This is a genomic window from Cryobacterium sp. BB307, from assembly GCF_012274275.1.
GTDB lineage: Bacteria > Actinomycetota > Actinomycetes > Actinomycetales > Microbacteriaceae > Terrimesophilobacter.
The window spans coordinates 243,974-265,696 of the sequence record NZ_JAANZA010000001.1 but is presented as its reverse complement, the minus strand read 5'-3'; the positions used below and the strand labels follow the sequence as shown (position 1 = coordinate 265,696).

At 67.4% G+C, this 21,723-nt stretch carries 16 protein-coding genes, 1 tRNA gene and 1 other RNA gene; 16 read left to right on the top strand and 2 right to left on the bottom strand.

Going from position 1 to position 21,723, the window contains the following annotated elements; genetic code table 11:
* The first annotated feature begins 8 nt into the window (after window positions 1–8).
* The 6 genes from HGK58_RS01180 (at window position 9) to HGK58_RS01155 (ending at window position 6,647) form a co-directional block, all read left to right on the top strand.
* Window positions 9–689, top strand: coding sequence for a phosphatase PAP2 family protein (locus HGK58_RS01180; protein ID WP_168625735.1), 681 nt, complete (start codon window positions 9–11; stop codon window positions 687–689).
* Between the two features lie 21 nt (window positions 690–710).
* A complete protein-coding gene (locus tag HGK58_RS01175) occupies window positions 711–1,979 on the top strand; it encodes a saccharopine dehydrogenase C-terminal domain-containing protein (RefSeq protein WP_168625734.1) in 1,269 nt (422 codons plus the stop codon).
* Between the two features lie 80 nt (window positions 1,980–2,059).
* A complete protein-coding gene (locus HGK58_RS01170; protein ID WP_168625733.1) occupies window positions 2,060–2,455 on the top strand; it encodes an SCP2 sterol-binding domain-containing protein in 396 nt (131 codons plus the stop codon).
* A complete protein-coding gene (locus HGK58_RS01165) occupies window positions 2,452–4,509 on the top strand; it encodes an amylo-alpha-1,6-glucosidase (RefSeq protein WP_168625732.1) in 2,058 nt (685 codons plus the stop codon). The genes HGK58_RS01170 and HGK58_RS01165 overlap by 4 nt, the downstream gene beginning before the upstream one ends.
* Before the next feature lie 55 nt (window positions 4,510–4,564).
* On the top strand, window positions 4,565–6,268 hold the full coding sequence (locus HGK58_RS01160; RefSeq protein ID WP_168625731.1) for a helicase HerA-like domain-containing protein: 1,704 nt from the start codon (window positions 4,565–4,567) through the stop codon (window positions 6,266–6,268).
* Between the two features lie 37 nt (window positions 6,269–6,305).
* Window positions 6,306–6,647, top strand: a complete 342-nt coding sequence (locus tag HGK58_RS01155) for a hypothetical protein (RefSeq protein ID WP_168625730.1) — start codon at window positions 6,306–6,308, stop codon at window positions 6,645–6,647.
* Between the two features lie 186 nt (window positions 6,648–6,833).
* On the opposite strand, the gene HGK58_RS01150 is transcribed toward HGK58_RS01155, so the two are convergent.
* Window positions 6,834–7,709, bottom strand: a complete 876-nt coding sequence (locus tag HGK58_RS01150) for a trypsin-like serine protease (protein WP_168625729.1) — start codon at window positions 7,707–7,709, stop codon at window positions 6,834–6,836.
* Window positions 7,710–8,054: 345 nt separating this feature from the next.
* Between HGK58_RS01150 and HGK58_RS01145 the strand changes: the two genes are divergently transcribed.
* A complete protein-coding gene (locus tag HGK58_RS01145; RefSeq protein ID WP_168625728.1) occupies window positions 8,055–9,119 on the top strand; it encodes a 2,3-butanediol dehydrogenase in 1,065 nt (354 codons plus the stop codon).
* Between the two features lie 92 nt (window positions 9,120–9,211).
* Here HGK58_RS01145 and HGK58_RS01140 read toward each other — a convergent pair.
* Window positions 9,212–9,296: transfer RNA gene (locus tag HGK58_RS01140), tRNA-Ser, on the bottom strand.
* Window positions 9,297–9,463: 167 nt separating this feature from the next.
* On the opposite strand from HGK58_RS01140, the gene pdhA reads away from it, so the two are divergent.
* The 9 genes from pdhA to recR all read left to right on the top strand — a co-directional run bounded on the left by pdhA (window position 9,464) and on the right by recR (window position 21,658).
* Window positions 9,464–10,582 carry a pyruvate dehydrogenase (acetyl-transferring) E1 component subunit alpha gene (gene pdhA, locus HGK58_RS01135; RefSeq protein ID WP_168625727.1) on the top strand — a complete coding sequence of 373 codons (1,119 nt, stop codon included), beginning with the start codon at window positions 9,464–9,466 and terminating at the stop codon, window positions 10,580–10,582.
* Window positions 10,579–11,580: an alpha-ketoacid dehydrogenase subunit beta gene (locus tag HGK58_RS01130; protein ID WP_168625726.1), complete on the top strand. Its 1,002-nt coding sequence runs from the start codon at window positions 10,579–10,581 to the stop codon at window positions 11,578–11,580. The genes pdhA and HGK58_RS01130 overlap by 4 nt, the downstream gene beginning before the upstream one ends.
* A 10-nt stretch (window positions 11,581–11,590) precedes the next feature.
* Window positions 11,591–12,982: a dihydrolipoamide acetyltransferase family protein gene (locus HGK58_RS01125; RefSeq protein ID WP_168625725.1), complete on the top strand. Its 1,392-nt coding sequence runs from the start codon at window positions 11,591–11,593 to the stop codon at window positions 12,980–12,982.
* A 42-nt stretch (window positions 12,983–13,024) separates the two neighbouring features.
* Window positions 13,025–13,121: signal recognition particle sRNA small type (gene ffs, locus HGK58_RS01120), an RNA gene on the top strand.
* Between the two features lie 168 nt (window positions 13,122–13,289).
* Window positions 13,290–15,725 carry a phosphoketolase family protein gene (locus HGK58_RS01115; RefSeq protein ID WP_168625724.1) on the top strand — a complete coding sequence of 812 codons (2,436 nt, stop codon included), beginning with the start codon at window positions 13,290–13,292 and terminating at the stop codon, window positions 15,723–15,725.
* A 38-nt stretch (window positions 15,726–15,763) separates the two neighbouring features.
* The gene (gene pta, locus HGK58_RS01110) at window positions 15,764–17,893 is read left to right on the top strand and encodes a phosphate acetyltransferase (protein ID WP_349236089.1); all 2,130 of its coding nucleotides are present in this window, start codon (window positions 15,764–15,766) and stop codon (window positions 17,891–17,893) included.
* Complete coding sequence (locus HGK58_RS01105; protein WP_168625723.1) at window positions 17,890–19,029, top strand: acetate kinase; 1,140 nt, start codon at window positions 17,890–17,892, stop codon at window positions 19,027–19,029. Before pta ends, HGK58_RS01105 begins: the two co-directional genes overlap by 4 nt.
* Window positions 19,030–19,111: 82 nt before the next feature.
* Window positions 19,112–21,058 carry a DNA polymerase III subunit gamma and tau gene (locus tag HGK58_RS01100; protein ID WP_168625722.1) on the top strand — a complete coding sequence of 649 codons (1,947 nt, stop codon included), beginning with the start codon at window positions 19,112–19,114 and terminating at the stop codon, window positions 21,056–21,058.
* Window positions 21,059–21,658, top strand: coding sequence for a recombination mediator RecR (recR, locus tag HGK58_RS01095; protein ID WP_168625721.1), 600 nt, complete (start codon window positions 21,059–21,061; stop codon window positions 21,656–21,658).
* Window positions 21,659–21,723 lie beyond the last annotated feature (65 nt).

Genomic DNA, 21,723 nt, shown 5'->3' with positions numbered 1-21,723 from the left:
CTGAAGGGATGCAGGGACGGGAGTCGACGCGCAAGGCGAGCTGGATCACCCGCCACTGGCCGCTGGTCAGCGGTCTGGTCGCGGTGGTACTCGCGGTGTTGCTCGGCGTGCTCGTCTTCGTGCGCCACAACCAGCCGCTGCTGCTCGACACCGAGTGGATGAAGGAGATCCTCGAGGACCGGGTGCCGTACCTGGAGGTCCCCGCGCTGTTCCTCAACTTCATCGGCGGGGGCTGGGTGGCCCACACCCTCGTGCCGCTCGGCATGGTCGCCGTGCTCCTCGCGCTCCGGATGCCGCGGGCGGCGCTCTATTTCGCGATCGCGCTGCTCACCAGCGTCGCGGTCGTTCAGGGGCTGAAGGCCGTGTTCGGCAGGCCACGACCGGAGGAGATGCTGGTGCCGAGCGACTTCGGATCGTTCCCGAGCGGACATGTGGCCAACGCCGCCACGCTCGCGGTGGCGCTCGCGATCATCTTCGCCCGAACCTGGGTGTGGGTTCTCGGCGCGGCCTATGTCGCCGCCATGGCCTGGAGTCGCACCTACCTCGGTGTGCACTGGCTCAGCGACACCATCGGCGGCGCACTGATCGGCGCCGGAATTGCGGTAATCGTGTGGGCACCGTTCGCCATACGACTGAATCACGAGCGAGAAGCCCGATTCGCAACTGATTCCGTGTCGACCCCCGGGTGAGTTGTGGGTAGGTTGCCTCCTATGAGGATTCTCTTGGTTGGTGCCGGCGGCGTCGGAAACGCGATCGCGAAGATCGCTGCCCGGCGCGACTTCTTCGAGGCGATGATCGTCTCCGACTACGACCTGGCGCGGGCAGAGTCGACCGTCGCCTGGATCGAGGAGCGGCACGGACCGCAGAACGGACGGTTCGTGGCCGCCCGGATCGACGCCTCGAACCCGGACGACGTCGCATCCGTCGCGCGGGAGAATAACGCCACTCACGTGATGAATGCCGTCGAGCCGAAGTTCGTGCCGACCATCTTCGCGGGCGCGCTCGCCGCCGACGCAAACTACCTGGACATGGCGATGAGCCTGTCCGAACCGCATCCGGTCAACCCGCACGAGGAAACCAACATCAAGCTGGGCGACGACCAGTTCGCGCAGGCAGCGGACTGGGAGCGAGCCGGGCGGCTCGCCGTGGTCGGCATCGGCGTCGAGCCCGGGCTGAGCGACGTCTTCGCCCGGTACGCGGTCGATCACCTGTTCAGCGAGGTAGACGAGCTGGGGACCCGCGATGGCGCCAACCTGGTGGTGCGCGACGAGGCGGGCAACGAGATCTTCGCGCCCAGCTTCAGCATCTGGACCACCATCGAGGAGTGCCTCAACCCGCCGGTGGTGTGGGAGAAGGACCGCGGCTGGTACACCACCGCGCCGTTCAGCGAGCCGGAGGTGTTCCATTTCCCGGATGGCATCGGCCCGGTTGAGTGTGTCAACGTCGAGCACGAAGAGGTGCTGCTGATGCCGCGCTGGCTGGATGCCAAGCGCGTCACCTTCAAGTACGGGCTCGGCGCCGAGTTCATCGGCATCCTGAAGACGCTGCACCAGCTGCACCTCGACTCGACCCTGCCGATCCGGGTGCGCTCGGCCGACGGCCCGGTGATGGTCGCCCCGCGCGACGTCGTCGCCGCCGCCCTGCCCGACCCTGCCACCATCGGGCCGCAGATGACGGGCAAGACCTGCGCGGGAGTGTGGGTCACCGGCAAGGGCAAGGACGGCAATCCGCGCGAGGTCTACCTGTATCACGTCGCCGACAACGAGTGGACGATGGCCGAGTACGAGTCCCAGTGCGTCGTCTGGCAGACCGCCATGAACCCGGTGATCGCACTCGAACTGCTGGCGCGCGGCAGCTGGTCCGGGGTCGGGGTGCTCGGTCCCGAGGCGTTCGACGCCAAGCCGTTCCTCGACCTGATGGCGCGCACCGTCGCTGAAGGCGGCTACGGCCAGGCCTGGGGGCTCGAGGAGCGACTGTGACCGCAGACAGGAGCGGCGGTTGTCGCAAGTCATCCGCACCGGGTGACGATTGAGGGCTCACCGGCGCGCATCCTGACCGGGTGAACAATTCGTCATCGTCTCCAGTAACCTCCGACGATCCCGCCCGATTCTTCGAAGAACTCGGGGCACGCGGGAACGAGCCGTTGTTGCGCAAGGTTGCCGGCAGCATCCGGTTCGAGATTGTCGATGGTGACAACGCGGACTCGTGGATGGTGGTCGTTGATCACGGCCAGCTGACGGTCACCCGGCAGTCCGGATCAGCCGATTGCACAATCCGCGGCGATCGATCGACCTTCGAAGACCTGGTCGCCGGCCGTACCAACGCCAACGCGGCGGTGCTGCGTGGCGCGCTCGCCGCGCGCGGCGACGTCGAGCTGCTCGTGACCATTCAACGCATTTTCCCCAGCCCGCCTCCCGGATGGGATCCGACAGCAGAAACGAGGGGCGGCTCATGAGCGAGCTGATCAGCATCCTGAACGGCAACACCTTCGTGGTCAGCGATGAGGTCGGCGACGTCGAGGCGTCGCCAACTGACCCGACGGGGCTGTTCTCCTTCGACACCCGGTTCCTGTCCAAGTGGGTACTCACCGTGGGCGGGGAGCGGCTCACCTCGCTGTCGACCGATAACCTGCAATATTTCGAGGCCCGGTTCTTCCTCGTGCCTGGGGTCGGCAGTGTCTATGTGAACGCGACCATGTCGGTCATCCGGCAGCGCTCGGTTGGCAACGGCTTCACCGAGGTGCTGTCGATCCTGAACCACGATGACGAGGCAGTCGAGCTCACGGTGCGGATCGACGCGGATGCCGATTTTGCCGACCTCTTCGAGGTGAAAGACGCGCTGAAGAAGAAGGGGTCGTATTCCAAGCGGGTGGAGGGCGATGGGCTCCACCTGGCCTACGAACGCGACACCTACCACCGAACGACGGCCATCTCGTCGTCCCAGGAGTGCACAGTGGACGAGAACGGGTTGACGTTCACGATCACGATCGGCCCACACGAGACCTGGAAGACCGAGCTGGATGTCGCTATCGGAGTGAGCGCACAGCACGTCGAGGGACAGGGGCGCTCGCTCGCGGAGCAGGCGAGGCGGCCGATCCCGGACATGGCGCTTGGTCTCAGCCGCTGGCTGGAGGAGACACCGCGCCTCGGTTGTGACTGGGAGACCCTGACCAGGACCTACCAGCGCAGTCTCGTCGACCTGGCGGCACTGCGGTTCTCGCCGCTGACTGCCGGACGAAACAGCCTGCCGGCGGCCGGGCTGCCCTGGTTCATGACGATGTTCGGCCGAGACAGCATCTTCACCAGCCTGCAGGTGCTGCCGTTCAGTTCCGAATTGGCAGCCACGACGCTGCGGCAACTGGGGTTGCGACAGGGAACCCGGGTGGATGACTTCCGGGACGAGGACCCGGGCCGCATCCTGCACGAGGTGCGTTTCGGTGAGATGACCGCGTTCGAGGAGCGCCCGCACTCTCCCTACTACGGCTCGGCCGACGCCACCCAGCTGTACGTGATCCTGCTCGACGAGTACGAACGGTGGACGGGCGACACCGAACTCGTGAAGGAGTTCGAGTTCGAGGCACGCGCCGCGTTGCACTGGATCGACAGCTACGCGGACCTGCAGGGCAACGGTTACGTGTCGTATGAGCGCCGCAACGCCGATACCGGCCTGGAGAACCAGTGCTGGAAGGACTCGTGGGACTCGATCTCATTCCACGACGGCAAGCTGCCCGGGTTCCCCCGGGCAACCTGCGAGCTGCAGGGGTACGCCTACGACGCCAAGATGCGCGCCGCCCGGCTCGCGCGCGAGGTGTGGGACGATCCGGAATTCGCGACCGACCTGGAGAAGCAGGCCGCGGACCTGAAGCGACGCTTCAACCAGGACTTCTGGGTCGCCGACGGCGAGTACTTCGCCCTAGCCCTCGATCCGGACGGGCGGCAGGTGGATGCGCTCACCTCGAACATCGGCCACCTGCTGTGGAGCGGCATCGTCGACGACTCGAAGGCCCAAGCCGTCGTCGACCACCTGATGAGCGACCGGTTGTTCTCCGGCTGGGGCATCCGCACCCTCGCCGTAGGGGAGGCCCGGTACAACCCGATCGGCTACCACAACGGCACCATCTGGCCGTTCGACAGCTCGTTCGTCGCGTGGGGGCTGCGGCGCTACGGCTACAAGGACGAGGCTGCGCTGGTGGCGGCAGGCATCCTGGAGGCGTCTCGCTTCTTCGACGGCCGGTTGCCGGAAGCGTTCGGCGGCTATCCGAAGTCGATGACCAAGTTCCCTGTGCAGTACCCCACCGCGTGCAGCCCGCAGGCGTGGTCGACCGGTGCGCCGCTGCTGCTGCTGCGCACGATGCTCGGCCTGGAGCCGATGGGCGGTCACCTGATCGTGGATCCGGCGCTTCCGGCGAACATCGGCCGGCTCGAGCTGCTCGACATCCCCGGCCGGTGGGGCCGGATCGACGCCTTCGGCCGTGGCCGCGTTGACACGTCGCGCGTGACCGACGCCTAGCGCCCCCTGTTGTGCAGGACTGTTGCGGCGAAACGAAGGTACTTAGGCTTGCCGCATGACGGATGCGACGGAGCAGGTCGAAGCAGCTAAGCGCGCCCTGGCCGAGGCACAGGCGGCCCTGGCGAAGGCCGAGGCGGATGCCGAGACATCCGGACGGGTCAGCAGCGACGCGCAGCCGGCTCCCCAGGCTCCGCTGAGCAGGGACGACGTCGACAGCATCCGCTCCGGCTACGCCTTTGACGGCTCGGTGCTCGAACTCGGCGCGCTCGTCAACGGCGACGCGCTCCCGGACGTGCAGGTGCGCATCCCGGTCGGCATGCTGAACCGGCACGCGCTGGTGGCCGGTGCCACAGGTACCGGCAAGACTCGAACCCTGCAGGTGCTCGCCGAGCAGCTGTCCACCGCCGGCGTACCGGTGTTCGCCGCCGACATCAAGGGTGATCTCACCGGCGTGGCAACCCCAGGGCAGCCGAGCGAGAAGCTGCTCGAGCGCACCACCGCTATCGGCCAGGACTGGGCACCCGCAGCGTTCCCAGTGGAACTGTTCAGCCTCGGCGGCACCGGCGTCGGCGTGCCGGTGCGGGCGACGATCTCCGGGTTCGGGCCGCTGCTGCTGTCCAAGGTCCTCGGCTTGAACGACACCCAGGAGTCGTCGCTCGGCCTGGTGTTCCATTACGCCGAGAAGGCCGGCCTCCCGTTGGTCGACCTGGCCGACCTGCGTGCGGTCCTGAACTGGCTCGTCGGCGACGGCAAGGACGACCTGAAGGACCTCGGCGGCCTCTCCAAGGCGACCGCCGGGGTGATCCTGCGCGAGCTCATCACCTTCGCCGACCAGGGCGCCGACGCGTTCTTCGGCGAGCCGGAGATGGACACGGCCGAGTTGCTGCGCACCGCATCCGACGGTCGCGGTGTGATCAGCCTGCTCGAAGTGCCGGGTGTGCAGGACAAGCCTGCCCTGTTCTCCACCTTCCTCATGTGGCTGCTCGCCGACCTCTTCAACGACCTGCCCGAGGTAGGCGACACCGACAAGCCGAAGCTCGTGTTCTTCTTCGACGAGGCGCACCTGCTGTTCAAGGACGCGTCCAAGTCCTTTCTGGCCCAAATCGTGCAGACCGTGCGACTTATCCGCTCCAAGGGTGTCGGCATCGTGTTCGTGACGCAGACGCCGAAGGATGTGCCGGATGACGTGCTTGCGCAGCTCGGTTCCCGCATCCAGCACCAGTTGAGGGCGCACACGCCGGATGCGGCGAAGGCGCTTCGCGCGACCGTGTCGACTTATCCGACCTCCGGGTACGACCTCGAGGAAGTGCTCACCCAGCTCGCGACCGGCGAGGCCATCGTGACCGTGATGAGCGAGAAGGGAGCGCCGACACCGGTCGCGTGGACCAGGTTGCGTGCCCCGCAAGGGCTGATGGACCCGTCTTCGCCGGATGCGATGGGTGCACTGGTCGCCGCGTCACCGCTCCAGGCGAAGTACGGAACCGCGCTCGACCCCGAGTCGGCTCGCGAGATCCTCGCCCGGAAGCTCGAGACGGCGGCCGAGGCGGCGAAGGAGAAGACGCCGGATGCCCAGGCGGAGTACGAGCGGATGCAGCGCGAGTGGGAGAAGTCGCTGCCGAAGACGTCCAAGGCACCTCGCAGCACCAGCAAGCCGGCCAAGGAGCGCGACCCAGTGACCGATTTCCTCTCCTCCAGACAGGGCAAGTCGATCGTGAACAACGTCATCAAGGGCATCTTCGGCACGTTGAAGCGGCGCTGACACGGCTCACAGGTGACGCTCCTAGCCTCGCTCTCAGGTGGAGGTGAGCAGCATGTCGGGTGACTACGACCCAACCAAGGTCGGCAACCAGCCTGCGCTGCGGACGTCATCCGGGGCCATCTGGCTTGTCGTCGGCGGCATCCTGGCGGCGATCTGTGCAGGCATGCTTGCCTGGCTGTCGGTCCTCGACCCTGCAGTCGCCTGGACCGGGTTCGCCATCGTCCTGGCGTTGTACCTGGCCATGATCGGCGTGCGGCTGCTGGTGGAGCGCCAGCGCGTGCGGCTCATCACCCTCGCGATCCTGTTCGGGCTGATACTGCTGACCTCGCTGGTGTGCGTCATCATCATCAACGCCGAGCAGTGGGCCGCAATCGCCTGACGCGCCTGCTCCGGACATCTGCGCCCCGCGCACCCGTCGCGGTTGTCCGCAACCGGCGCGGTTTGGGTGGACAGGTGCGGATGTCCGAAACTGCGCGGCTTGTCGGCCGGAGCGCGGATGTCCGGCGGACAGGCGCAGGCAAGGCGGATGCCGGCCGCACCGTCGCGACCGGCATCCGTCGATGTACTAGATCGTCACGAAGTCGATCTGCGCGAACTCCTCCGGCCCGATGACCGACTCGATCCACTCGAGCACCGCGGCCTGGTCGGTGCGGTACGCGAAGTCGACGCCGCGGCACCATTGGTTCAAGCCGAACGACGTGACGGCGACAATCGTGTTCGATTCGAACCCTCCGTAGAACACCGGTCCACCCGAGTCACCCGAGCAGGTCCCGCCCTTGCCGAGACCGTTGCCGTTGGTCTGCAGGTTGAACCCGTCGGTGAGCGCGCTGCGCAGGTTGGTGATCTTCGCTTCAGCCATCAGTCGCTCCCGGAACGACGTGAACTTGACCGGGTTCACCTCGGTCAGGCCGTAACCGCTCGCGGTGACGGTCAGGTTCTTCTGACCGCGCGCCGTCGCGAACTGATCCAGCGACCCGGCAACCGCCAGCGAACCGTACTCGGCGAGCATGATCGGCTGATCGAGCACGACGATGCCGGCGTCCATCGTGTTCGGCAGCGTGTTCGTGAACCCGAAGTCGTAGAGCTCATCCGAGGTCGCGCACAGCACGCCGAGGGTTCCGGCGGCGCAGGTCTCCGGATATCCGGTCACCGGGTCGACGCCCGTGACGGGGTCGAGGTTCGCGCCGGCATCCTGCTGGAAGTAGACCCGCGCGGTTGACGCGCCCTGCGTGCAGTGACCCGCGGTCAGGAACACCGTCGGAGTCAGCAGAGCGCCGGAACACCGGTGAGTGAACTCGCCCGCATCGTCGTAGAAGACGACAAGGCCGACGAACGGGTGCTCGTCGTCTTCGACGAAGTCCCCGGTGATCGCGGATGCTGGTGCCGCGTAGCCGAGGATCATCGCGAACGCCGCGACGAGCACGAGTAGTAGTTTTCGCATCGCTTCCTCCTTGAAGCAGGCGTCTTGTGAACGCGTCTGATCTGACGGGCGTTGAGTCCCGGTCGTGTCACGTTAACCGCAGAGCACCCGGCCGGGCACACGGCTGGCACTCAGGCTTCGCTGCGCCCCGGAATGCGCGCTCCGGACAGCCGCGCCCGGCGCACCTGTCGCGGATGACCGCAGGGCTTGCGGATGACCGCTGGAGTCGCGGCCAGGTCGCACGCCACAGTGCGTGTCCAGATGCCTTGGTTAGTGTCTCGGCAACCGCTGGCATCCGTCATACGACGGGGCCCCCACGTCCGGCGAGTAACCCTGGTGGATGGACACGACGAAGGAGTGTGAGCCATGAAGACCGCCCGATACTACGGCAAGGAAGACATACGAGTCGAAGAGGTGGAGGAGCCTCAGCTGAGAGCGGGCACCGTCAAGATCGCCCCGGCTTTCAACGGCATCTGCGGCAGCGACTTGCACCTGTTCCACGACGGACCAATGCCTCCTGCGCCGACGTCCGATGCCGCGCACCCGCTTTCGGGCGAGACACTGCCCGTCGTGCTCGGTCACGAGTTCTCCGGCGTTGTCGAGGAGATTGGCGAAGGCGTTGAAGGACTTAAGGTCGGTGATTCCGTGGTCGTCGAACCGCTCATGGTCGACGGCACCTGTCCCGCCTGCAAGGCGGGCAAGTACAACCTGTGCGAGCAGATGGGATTCATCGGCATCTCAGGACTCGGTGGTGGCCTCAGCGAGCACATCGTCGTCGAGAAGCGCTGGGTGCACCCTGTGGGCGATATCCCACTTGACCAGGCCGCGATGATCGAACCGCTCGCGGTGGCGCTCCACGCGGTGAAGCATGCCGGCGCAACCGAGGGTCAGCTCGCCGTTGTCGGCGGCGCCGGTCCCATCGGTCTGCTTGTGGCAGCAGTGCTCAGGGCAAAGGGCGTGAAGACGATCGTCAGTGAAGTTTCTGCGGCCCGCCGCGCCAAGGCTGATTCGTCGGGGGTCGCGGATGCCGTGGTCGACCCTTCGACCGAAGACCTGGGGAGCGTGGTGGCCGAGCACAGCGGGGGTGCGGGAGCTGATCTCGCGTTCGACGCGGCCGGCGTCGGCGTGGTGGTGCACCAGCTTCTCGAGGTGCTGGGTGCTGGCGGCCGTCTCGAGGTCGTCGCGATCCACACGAAACCGGTCGAGATCAACATCGCAGCAGAGCTGACGTTCGGCGATCATGTGCTCGGCAGTTCGATCGGCTACGCGAACGACCACCCCGAGGCGATCGAACTCGTACGAAGCGGCAAGGTGAACCTCGCGCCGTTCATCACGTCGAAGATCATTGTCGACGACCTTGTCGAGCAGGGCTTCGAGCGTCTCATCACGAACAAGGACAACGAAGTGAAGATCCTGGTGTCGATGCGCTAAGCCTCAGCGAAGTCCCCGGCCGATGGCCGGGGACTTCCTACGTGACAGCTGTCGCGACTCAGGTGATACCTATGTCCCGACTCATCGCGCTGCGGAGGATGGGGGATTCGAACCCCCGAGGGCTTGCACCCAACACGCTTTCCAAGCGTGCGCCATAGGCCACTAGGCGAATCCTCCTGGTGCTCCGGCGGTGCCGGATGACCTCCCACATCCTACGCGATCGGCTGGATGCCGCGCGCCGCCCCAGACCTCCGCTCCCTGTGCGATCGGTGCAAGTCGGCCACCACCACTCGAAGCGTGCCTACTGTGATGAGACAGGGTCATTCGAAGGAGTGAGGCCGGTCATGGCGGAACCCAAGCGGCGCGAGAAGGCAAACCCGCAAACCGGAGCCCAGCCACGATCCCGGACCAAACCAGCATCCGGAGCCAATCAAGCACCCGAAGATAGCCCCGACACCCTGCGCGGCTACTACGAGCAGATGGTGCTTGTGCGCGAGTTCGAGCTCAAAGCCGGCGAGATGTACGCGCGCGCGAAGATCGGCGGCTACTGCCACCTCAACCTCGGCGAGGAGGCGACCGTCGTCGGCCTGATGGCCGCGCTGCAACCGCAGGACTACCTCTTCACCTCCTACCGCGACCACGGCTACGCGATCGTCCGCGGCATGGAACCCCGCCGCGTGATGGCCGAGCTGTTCGGCCGCACCGACGGTGTCGTCGGCGGTCGCGGCGGCTCCATGCACATGTTCGACAGCGAGCTCCGGATGCTTGGCGGCTACGGCATCGTCGGCGGCCAGCTGCCGCCGGCGACCGGCGCAGCACTCGCGATCGCCTACCGCAGCGAGCCGGCGCCGGACGCCGAGGCGGTCATGTGCATCCTCGGCGACGGCGCCACCAACATCGGCGCGTTTCATGAGTCACTGAATCTCGCCGGCCTGTGGAAGCTGCCGATCGTCTACGTGATCGTCAACAATCAGCTCGGGATGGGCACGAGCGTCGACCGGGCATCCGCTGAACCCGATCTGTATAAGAGGGGTGCGGCGTACCGGATCCCCGGTGAGCGCGTCAACGGCGACGACCCGATTGTGGTGCGCGACGCGGCGCTCGCCGCACTCGAACGGGCGCGCGTCGAACGGCAGCCGATGATTCTGGAGACGTTGAGCTACCGACTGCGCGGCCACTCGGTCGTCGACCCGGCGAAGTACCGCCATCCGGACGACGTCGAGGAGGCGAAGCAGAACGACCCGGTCCCCGCGTTCCGCGCCCGGCTCGCCGAGCAGGGAGTGCTCGACGACGCGGCCGAAGAACAGTTGCACAAAGACGTCGAGCAGACCGTCGCCGAGGCGGTCGACTTCGCCGACGCCAGCCCGCTGCCGAGCGAGGAAGAGCTCTTCGAGTTCAGCTACGCCACCGAGGTCGCCAACATGCCGAACGCATACCCGGGAGAGCCGGTGATGGCCAGATGAGCGAGCCGAGGGTGATCACCTACCGGCAGGCGCTGCAGGAGACCATCCGCGCCGAACTCGAGCGCGACGAGAACGTCTTCGTCATGGGCGAGGAGATCGGCGTCTTCGAGGGGTCGTACAAGATCACCGCCGGCCTGCTGAAGGACTTTGGTCCGAAGCGCATCGTCGACACCCCGATCTCGGAGGAGGGCTTCGTCGGCGCCGCGGTCGGCGCTGCGATGCTCGGGCTGCGTCCGATCGTCGAGATCATGACGCTCAACTTCAGCCTGATCGCGATCGACCAGATCGTGAACCACGCGGCGAAGATCTACGGGATGTTCGGTGGCCAGTCCAGCGTCCCAATGGTCATCCGTACTCCCGGCGGCGGCGGGCAGCAGCTCGCCGCGACGCACTCGCAGAACCTCGAGGTCTGGTACGCGCACATCCCAGGGATGAAGGTGGTCGCGCCGTCGACCCCAGCCGACGCCAAGGCGCTCCTCACCGCGGCCATCCGCGACGACGACCCGGTGCTGTTCCTCGAGAACCTGGCCCTGTACAACCGCAAGGGCGAGGTTCCGGATGGCGAGCTGGTCGCCGAGATCGGCCGCGCTGCGGTCGTCAAGGCGGGCACCGACCTCACCCTCGTCAGCTACTCGCGCGGTATGGTGACGGCGCTCGAGGTGGCCAACGCATTCGACGAGGAAGGCATTTCGATCGAGGTCGTCGACCTGCGCAGCCTGCGACCGCTCGACCGGGAGACCTTCTGCGACTCGGTGCGCAAGACGAGCCGCGCGGTGATCTTCGAGGACGACATGCTGAGTTACGGCGTCGGCGCCGAGATCGCCGCGACGATCGGCGAGGGCGCATTCGACTACCTGGATGCGCCGGTCAGGCGGGTCGCCGCCGCCGAGGTGCCGCTGCCGTATGCGAAACCCCTCGAGCTGGCCGCGTTGCCGGATGCCGATGACCTCACCCGCGTCATCCGGGAGACCCTCGACGCCAGCGGGTTCAGGAAGTAGGAGGCACTCGATGTCCGAAGTGACCATGCCGCGTCTCTCCGACACGATGGAGGAGGGCGAACTCGCCAAGTGGCTCAAGAATGTCGGCGACCCGGTCGCGAAGGGCGACGCGATCGCCGAGATCGAGACCGACAAGGCGACCATGGAGCTCGAATCGTTCGAGGACGGCGTTCTCGAGCAGCAACTCGTGCCAGAGGGCGCAATCGTGCCGATCGGCCAGGCGGTCGCGGTCATCGGTGACGGTTCCAGCGCCAAGACACCGGGTGCCGCACCGCAGCCAGCGGAGCAGGAGGCGGCCGGCGGCAAGGAGACTGGCGAGCCCTCGGAAGAGGAGCCGGAGGCGACGCCGGAGCCGGAGGCAGAGGAGCCGGCCGGCGAGGAGCCGGAGCGGGGGGCAGAGGAGCCGGCCGGCGAGGAGCCGGGCGAACCGGCCAGCCCGGAGCCCACGGCCGCACCGAGCGGGAAGGCTGCTGCGGGTCTCACCACCGGCGGTGTCTCGCGCATGTCGCCGCTCGCGCGCAAGCTGGCCCGCGACCACGGCATCGACCCCGCCACGATCGAGGGCACAGGGCCGCAGGGGCGGATCATCCGCGCCGACGTCGAGGCGGCGATCGCCGCTGCGGAATCCGAAGGCGCCCCAGCGCAGCAGCCGCAAGAACCTGCCCCTGAAGCACCGCGGCCGCAGCAAGCGACACCCACCGGCGCCGCAGATGCCAAGGAGTCCGAGCGGGTGCCGGCTAACCGCATCCGGATGGTCGCAGCTAAGCGGCTCACCGAGAGCCAGCAGGTGCCGCACTTCTTCCTTACCGCGGTCGCCGAGCTCGACGCCTTCCTCGAGTTCCGGGCGAGCATCAACGCGACCCTCGAGTCCCAAGGCGTGAAGGTGAGCGTCAACGACCTCATCGTGCGCGCCGCCGCGGTGACCCTGCGCCGGCATCCGGAAGCGAACGCATCCTGGGACGGCGACGCCGTCCTCAGCCACAACCGCGTCAACATCGGGGTGGCGGTCGCGACGGACAACGGGCTGCTGGTCCCGGTCATCAAGGACGCCGACCGGATCTCGCTCAGCGAGGTGGCCCAGCGCACGCGCGCGCTCGCGGAGAAGGCCCGCGCCGGCAAGCTCGCCCTGGACGAGATGAGCGGCGGCACCTTCAGCGTCAGCAACCTCGGCATGTTCGGCATCACCCAGTTCACGGCCATGCTCAACCCGCCAGAGGCGGGGATTCTCGCGGTCGGCGCGGCCACCAAGGAGCCGGTCATGCGCGACGGGGCGCTCGCCGAGGTGTCGAAGCTGAAGCTCACGCTGACCGTCGACCACCGGGTGATGGACGGCGCGACCGGGGCCGCGTTCCTCGCCGACCTGGTCGCGGTGCTCGAGAAGCCGCTGGGGATTCTGCTCTGAGCTGCTCGGAGTGGACCGAAAGTGCCGAACCGGTAGACTAGCGGCGGCTCCTCGCGTGGCGCCATCCAGGCCAACTCCCCCAGGACGGAAACGTAGCAAGGGCAACCGGGCTCTGGCGGGTGCGCGAGGGGTCCTTTCTTTTCTCCGCACGAACGCACTGGCCGAAACTGCAGGAAGGTGCGCTTGGGAGGGCGTTTCAGCACGTTTGCGCAGTCTCGCGGGCGGCGGGTCAGCCTCAACGGCACCTGAGTGTGCGGTAATACCCGCTCCCTAGGATGAAGCGAGGGCGACCGAGCGGGAGAACCGAATGTCGGACAAGACCATCGAGCGAGCCGAGACCGCCGCTCCTGGCGAACCGGATGCCGACACTCTCGCCGCGGTCGACGCGTATTGGCGGGCGGCCAACTACCTCAGCGTCGGGCAGATCTACCTTCTCGACAACCCACTGCTGTCCGATCCGCTCGCCGCCGAGCACATCAAGCCCCGGCTGCTCGGACACTGGGGAACCACCCCTGGACTCAACTTCCTCTACGCCCACCTGAACCGCATCATCCGGGAACGGAACCAGAAGACGCTCTACATCACCGGTCCCGGTCACGGCGGTCCCGGCCTGGTCGCGGGCGCTTGGCTGGACGGGACGTACTCCGAGGTGTACCCGGCCGTCTCGCAAACGACCGACGGGATGCGCGCACTGTTCCGCCAATTCTCCTTCCCCGGCGGCATCCCCAGTCACGTCGCCCCGGAGACGCCCGGGTCCATCCACGAGGGCGGTGAACTGGGGTACTCGCTGAGCCACGCCTACGGCGCCGCGTTTGACAACCCGGACCTGCTTGTCGCCGCCGTGATCGGGGACGGCGAGGCGGAGACCGGCCCGCTCGCCGGCAGCTGGCAGTCGAACAAGTTCATAGACCCGGTGCAGGACGGCGTCGTGCTGCCCATCCTGCATCTCAACGGCTACAAGATAGCCAATCCGACTGTGCTCGCCCGAATCGACGACGACGAGCTCCTCGACCTGATGCGCGGGCACGGCCACCGGCCGTACGTCGTCGAGGGCGGTTTCGACGGCGAAGACCCGATGCTCGTGCACGAGCGGATGGCGCGCACCCTGGACGAGGTGATGGACGAGATCGCCGCGATTCGGCAACGCGCAGCCGACGGCGACACGTCCCGCCCGCGCTGGCCGATGATCATCCTGCGCACACCGAAGGGCTGGACCTGCCCGCCCGTCATCGACGACGAACCGGTCGAGAACACCTGGCGCTCCCACCAGGTGCCGCTCTCGAATGTGCGCGGCTCGGCAGAGCACACCGTCATCCTCGAGGAGTGGATGCGCTCCTACCGACCGGAGGAGCTCTTCGACGCCGACGGCGCACCGACCCCGCTCGTGAAGGCATCCGTGCCCTATGGGGACTTGCGGATGAGCGCAACACCGCACGCGAACGGCGGGCTGCTGCGCCGCGAACTCAAGTTGCCGGACTTCCGCGACTACGGGGTCGAGGTCCCGAGACCGGGCGCGGTGGACGGCGAGGCGACACGGGTGCTCGGCACGTGGCTCGCCGACGTCATTCGCGACAACCCCGATAACTTCCGCATCTTCGGTCCCGACGAGACAGCATCCAACCGGCTCGCTCCCGCCGTCTACTCGCACACTGCCAAACAATGGGCGGCCGACATCCTGCCTGTCGACCAGAATCTCGCACGCACCGGACGCGTCATGGAGGTCCTCAGCGAGCATCTGTGCGAGGGCTGGCTCGAGGGCTACCTGCTGACCGGGCGGCACGGCTTCTTCAACTCGTACGAGGCGTTCATCCACATCGTCGACTCGATGTTCAACCAGCACGCCAAGTGGCTCAAGGTGGCGCGGGAACTGCCGTGGCGCCGCCCCATCTCGAGCCTCAACTATCTGCTCTCCAGCCATGTCTGGCGGCAGGACCACAACGGATTCAGCCACCAGGACCCCGGCTTCATCGACCACGTGATCAACAAGAAGGCCGAGGTCGTGCGGGTCTATCTCCCGGTCGACGCCAACACGCTGCTGAGCACCTACGACCACGTCCTGCGCACGACCGACTACGTCAACGTGGTCGTGGCGGGCAAGCAACCGCAGCCCCAGTGGCTGACCATGGAGCGGGCCGTCGCCCACTGCACGCAGGGCGCGGGCATCTGGGACTGGGCCGGCACCGAAGTGGCGGGGGAGGAACCGGATGTCGTGCTCGGCTGCGCAGGCGACGTGCCGACCATGGAAACCATCGCCGCGGCATCCATTCTCCGGGAGCACCTGCCGCAGTTGAAGGTTCGGGTGGTGAACGTCATCGACCTGATGCGCCTGCAGGATCAGCGCGAACATCCGCATGGCATGTCAGACGCCGACTTCGACGCCCTGTTCACCGTCGACAAGCCGGTCATCTTCGCATACCACGGCTACCCGACGCTCATCCACCGCCTCACCTACCGTCGGGCCGGTTACGACAACCTGCACGTGCGCGGCTACAAGGAGAACGGCACGACCACGACCCCGTTCGACATGCTCATGCTCAATGACCTCGACCGGTACAAGCTGGTCATTGACGTGATCGACCGCGTGCCGCACCTCGCCGAGACGCAGGCGACGCTGCGGCAACGGATGCAGGATGCCCGGATTCGCGCGCGTCAGTACACGCGGGATCACGGCGAGGACATCCCCGAGGTTGCGGACTGGGTGTTCCAGGGGGCGCACGCCGGACCTCGCACCGGCGCGGACTGACCGCTCCGGCGGCCGCAGAGGGTTCCGTAGGATTGTTGGTGCCGCGCCACCGGCGGCGAAGGGAAGTCTCGAAACTGAACTCGACACGCAGCGTCTACATCACCTCGGCGGAAGGCAACACCGGCAAGTCGACCATCGCTCTCGGAGTGCTGGCGACGCTCTCCCGGTCGGTGAATCGGGTGGGAGTGTTCCGTCCGATCTCCCGGTCCTCGACCGAGCGCGACTACGTGCTCTCGCTGCTGCTTCAGCATGACGGTGTCGACCTCGACTACGACGAGTGCATCGGCGTCGGCTACGAGGACGTGCACGATGACCCGGATGCCGCGCTCGCCCGCATCGTGGAACGGTACAAGGCCGTCGAGGCCAAATGCGACGCGGTCGTCGTGCTCGGCTCGGACTACACAGGAGTCGGCGCGCCGACCGAGTTCGGCTACAACGCGCGCATCGCCGCGAACCTCGGAATGCCGGTGCTGTTGGTGGTCGGCGGACGCAGCAAGACCACCGGGCTCGCGCGCACCCCGGAGGCGGTCGGCCAGGCTGCCGAGATCGCCATCGACGAGCTGCGCCATGAGCACGCCCATCTGGCCGCCGTCATCGTCAACCGCGGCGATCCCAAACGGCTGGACGAGATCACCGCCGCCGTCGGCACCCAGACCAGCACGCCGGTGTGGTCGGTACCAGAGGACCCGGTGCTGGTCGCCCCGACGATGCGCTCGATCATGGAAGCGACGGACGGCACGCTGGTGCGCGGCGACGACGAGCTGTTGGACCGCGAAGCCATGGGCGTTGTTGTCGCCGGCATGAGCATGAACAACGTGCTGCTGCGCCTGATCGAGGGCTCCGTCGTCGTGGTCCCGGCCGACCGCACCGAGGTGCTGCTCGCTGTCATCATGGCGAACGAGTCGGCGACCTTCCCCTCCCTGGCCGGGATCGTGCTCAACGGCGGGTTCGAAGTGCCCGACCAGATCATCCAGCTCATCGACGGCGTGCGGCCGACGCTGCCGATCATCGCCTCCCCGCTGGGCAGCTACGACACCGCGGTGACGATCACCAACATCCGGCCGCGCCTCGCCGCCGACTCGCAGCGCAAGCTCGACAGTGCGCGGGCGCTGTTCGAGCAGCACGTCGATTCGGCGCAACTGCTCGAACTGCTCGAGGTGGAGAGCACCGACGTCGTCACACCACTGATGTTCGAGTACGGGCTGGTGGAACGCGCACGGGCCAACCGCAAGCACATCGTGCTGCCCGAGGGTGAGGACGACCGCATCCTGCGTGCCGCCGCCACCGTGCTCTCGCGCGGCATCGCCGACCTGACCATCCTCGGCGAGGAGATCGAGGTGCGGGCCCGCGCGATCGGGCTCGGCCTCGACATCCGCCAGGCGCAGGTGATCAGCTCGTTCGACGACGTGCTCCGGGAGAAGTTCGCTGCCGAGTACCAGCAGCTGCGCGCCCACAAGGGCGTCAGCCTGGAGAGCGCGCGCGACACCGTCACCGACCCCAGCTACTTCGGCACCCTCATGGTGCACAGGGGACTCGCCGACGGGATGGTCTCCGGCGCCGCACACACCACAGCGCACACCATCCGCCCGGCATTCGAGATCATCAAGACCAAACCGGATGTCTCGGTCGTCTCGAGCGTGTTCCTCATGGCACTCGCCGACCGGGTTCTGGTCTACGGCGATTGCGCGGTCATCCCCGACCCATCTGTCGAACAGCTCGCCGACATCGCGGTGTCCGCAGCCGAGACGGCCGTGCAGTTCGGTATCGATCCACGGATCGCGATGCTGTCCTACTCGACCGGCGCATCCGGAACCGGCACCGACGTCGACAAGGTGCGCGCCGCGACGGCGATCGTGCGTGAGCGACGACCCGACCTGCCGGTCGACGGGCCCATCCAGTACGACGCGGCGGCGGACGCTGCGGTGGCGAAGGCGAAGCTGCCCGAGTCGGAGGTCGCCGGGCGGGCAACGGTGTTCATCTTCCCCGACCTCAACACCGGCAACAACACGTACAAGGCGGTGCAGCGCAGCGCCGGTGCGGTGGCCATCGGGCCGGTGCTGCAGGGGCTGCGGCTGCCGGTCAACGACCTGTCCCGCGGCGCGACGGTGAAGGACATCGTCAACACCATTGCCATCACCGCCATCCAAGCCCAGAGCGCGAAGCGATGAGCCAGGTTTTCATCGTCAACTCGGGGTCCTCGTCGATCAAGTACCAGCTGATCGACCTCGACACTGACAAGCCCGTGGTCGATGGGATCATCGAGCGCATCGGTGAGCCGGGCGAGGTGCCCGACCATGAGGCAGGCATGAAGCGCGTGCTCGTCGAGACGATCGGCACCGACCGCGACATCGTGGGAGTGGGGCATCGGGTGGTGCACGGTGGCCCGCACTTCTCCGAGGCGACCGTGATCACGGATGAGGTCGAGCGGCTCATCGAGGAGGTGTCGTCGCTCGCGCCGCTGCACAATCCGGCGAACCTGCTCGGCATCCGTGCCGCCCGTGCTGCCCTCCCGGACGTGCCGCACGTCGCGGTGTTCGACACCGCGTTCCACCAGACGCTGCCGCCGGAGGCGTACACCTACGCCATCGACCGGGAGATCGCTGAGCGCTATAAGGTGCGGCGCTACGGGTTCCACGGCACGTCGCACCAGTACGTCGCGGGCGAGGCGGCACGCTTCCTCGGGCGGCCGGTCGAGGAGCTGCGGATCATCGTGCTGCACCTCGGCAACGGAGCATCGGCGACCGCGGTTCGCGGCGGCAAGTCGATCGACACGTCGATGGGGCTTACCCCGCTCGAGGGTCTCGTGATGGGAACCCGGTCGGGCGATATCGACCCCGGCGTCGTGTTCCACCTGCGCCGGCAGGCAGGGATGAACGTCGATGAGCTCGACGACCTGCTCAACAAGCGGAGCGGGCTGCTGGGTCTCACCGGCACCGGTGACATGCGCGATGTGCAAGAGGCCGGCTCACGCGGCGATGAGGCGGCCGAGTTGGCGCTCGCCGTGTGGCGGCACCGCATCCGGCACTACATCGGCGCGTACATTGCGGAGCTCGGCGGTCTGGACGCCCTGGTTTTCACCGCGGGCATCGGCGAGAACAACGGACTGCTGCGGCGGCGGGCGCTCGCCGGGCTGGAGTTTCTGGGGATCGAGGTCGATCAGGATCGCAACGAGCTGGCCTCCAAGTCGGCTCGGTACATCTCGCCGGAGGGTGCGCCGGTGGCGGTGCTCGTAGTTCCAACCAACGAGGAGCTGGAGATCGCGCGCCAAACCGTCGCGGCGATCGCCGCCCTCCCTGCTGGTTGAGGGATCGCGCCAGCGATCGTCTCGAAACCAGTCATCCACACCAACGGCCGCCCAGGTCGGGGGTGGCCACTATCCTTGGTACGTGGTCACCGCCCTGTATCGCCGCTACCGGCCTGAGACGTTCGCCGAGCTGATCGGCCAGTCCCAGGTGACCGAGCCGCTGCAGACGGCGCTGCGTACCAACCGGGTCAACCACGCCTACCTGTTCAGTGGACCACGCGGATGCGGCAAGACCACGTCCGCGCGCATCCTGGCCCGCTGCCTGAACTGCGTGGAGGGTCCGACCGACACTCCGTGCGGGAAGTGCCCGAGCTGCATCGAGCTGTCCCGCGACGGTGGCGGTTCTCTCGACGTGGTCGAGATCGACGCCGCCAGCCACAACGGTGTCGACGACGCTCGTGACCTGCGCGAGCGCGCGGTGTTCGCTCCCGCGCGCGACCGGTACAAGATCTTCATCCTCGACGAGGCGCACATGGTCACGCCGCAGGGCTTCAACGCCCTGCTGAAGATCGTCGAGGAGCCGCCGGAGCACGTGAAGTTCATCTTCGCGACCACCGAGCCCGACAAGGTGATCGGCACCATCCGGTCCCGCACGCACCACTACCCGTTCCGGCTGGTGCCACCCGCACAACTGCTCGAGTACGTGCAGCAGCTCATCGACGAGGAGAAGGTCACCGCCGAGCCCGGCGTGCTGCCGCTTGTCGTGCGTGCCGGCGGCGGTTCGGTGCGCGACACCCTCTCGCTGCTCGACCAGCTCATCGCTGGCTCCGACGGCACCTCGATCGACTACGAGCGCGCGGTCGCTTTGCTCGGCTACACCCACGCGGCGCTGCTCGGCGAGGTCATCGATGCGATCGGCGCTCGGGATGCCGCTGCCGCGTTCGCCGCGGTCGACCGGGTCATCCAGACCGGTCAGGATCCGCGCCGGTTCGTCGAGGACCTGCTCGAACGTCTGCGCGACCTCATCATCGTCGCAGCAACCGGCTCAGGGGCCGCTGCGGTGCTGCGCGGAATCCCAGAGGACGAGCTCGAGTCCATGACGGCTCAGGCAGCGCGGTTCGGCGGCGCCGAGCTCAGCCGGGCTGCGGATGTCGTGAACGCCGCGCTCACCGAGATGACCGGCGCCACGTCGCCGCGGTTGCACCTTGAATTGATGGTGGCGCGAGTGCTTGTGCCCGCGGCCGACGAGTCCGAGCGTGGGACGCTGGCTCGCGTGGAGCGTCTCGAGCGCCGAATCGGTGTTGCAGGGGATGCCGCGCCCGCCCCGGTGGCTGAGGAAGAAGCCGCAAAGCCGGCAGTCTCGAAGCCGGTCGCGGCAACCCCGCCCGCCCCAGAATCGGCGAAGCCCGTCGTCTCGAAGCCAGCCCCCGCCCCCGCAGCATCCCCCACCGACGTCACCTTCGACCAGCTCAAGGATGCCTGGTCCCAGATCGTGGAAGCAGTCGGTGAGCGCAAGCGCACCGCGTGGGCCGTCGTCTTCACCGCGAAGCCGATGGGCCTGAAAGACGACGTGCTCGCGCTTGCGTTCCCCAGTGAGAACGACGTCGCGGGCTTCCGCCAGCCGCAGGCGGCCGGTGAGAGCGTGAGCGAGATCCTGCGCCAGGCGATCGTCGACGTGCTGGGCATCCGGGTGAAGTTCATCGCTCGGGTCGATGCGGGCGCGAAACCGCAGCGCACTGAGCCGCCGCACGACGACGTCCCGCCACCCGCCGAGGAGCCCGAGCCGGCACCGGAGGAACACGGCGGCTGGGCGGTCGCACAGATCCCGGACTCGGAGCCGCCGGCCGAGCGCCGAGCACCGGCCCCGGCCGCTGCGCCGACGGCTGCCGCGCCGCCGACGGCTGCCGCCACGCCGGCACCGACGAAGCCGAACCGACCTGCTGCGGCGCCGGGCGCATCCGGTGCCCGGCCGTCCAACGTCCCGCCGCCCCGGCAGCGTTACGGTGAGTCAGTCGTGCGTGAATTGCTGAACGCGAGCTTCATCGAGGAACAGCCGATCGAGCAGCGCGTGACGCCGATGGAGGGCTAGTTGTACGAGGGCATCGTCCAGGAACTGATCGACGAGCTCGGCCGCCTCCCCGGCATCGGGCCGAAGTCGGCGCAGCGCATCGCGTTCCACATCCTGCAGACCGAGTCGTTCGATGTCTCGCGTCTCGCCGAGGTGCTCATCGAGGTGCGCGACAAGGTGCGGTTCTGCGAGGTGTGCGGCAACGTCACCGAGCAGGAGCGTTGCCCGATCTGCCGCGACCCGCGCCGCAACGCGAGCCTCATCTGCGTTGTTGAGGAGGCGAAGGATGTCGCCGCGATCGAACGCACCCGGGAGTTCAAGGGTCTCTACCACGTGCTCGGCGGTGCCATCAGCCCGATCGACGGCGTCGGCCCCGACGACCTCCGGATCCGGCAGCTGATGCAGCGACTCGCCGACGGAACCGTCACCGAGGTCATCATCGCCACGAACCCGAACCTCGAGGGTGAGGCCACCGCAAGCTACCTCAGCCGCCTGCTGATCCAGCCCGACCTGCGCGTGACGCGCCTCGCATCCGGTCTCCCGGTCGGCGGCGACCTCGAGTACGCCGACGAGGTCACGCTGGGTCGCGCGTTTGAGGGCCGACGGAGCGTTCAGCACTGAGCGCCGTTCCGGACAGCCGCGCCCGTTCCGCTGAACCGCGACCGTTGCGGACATCCGCGCCAGGT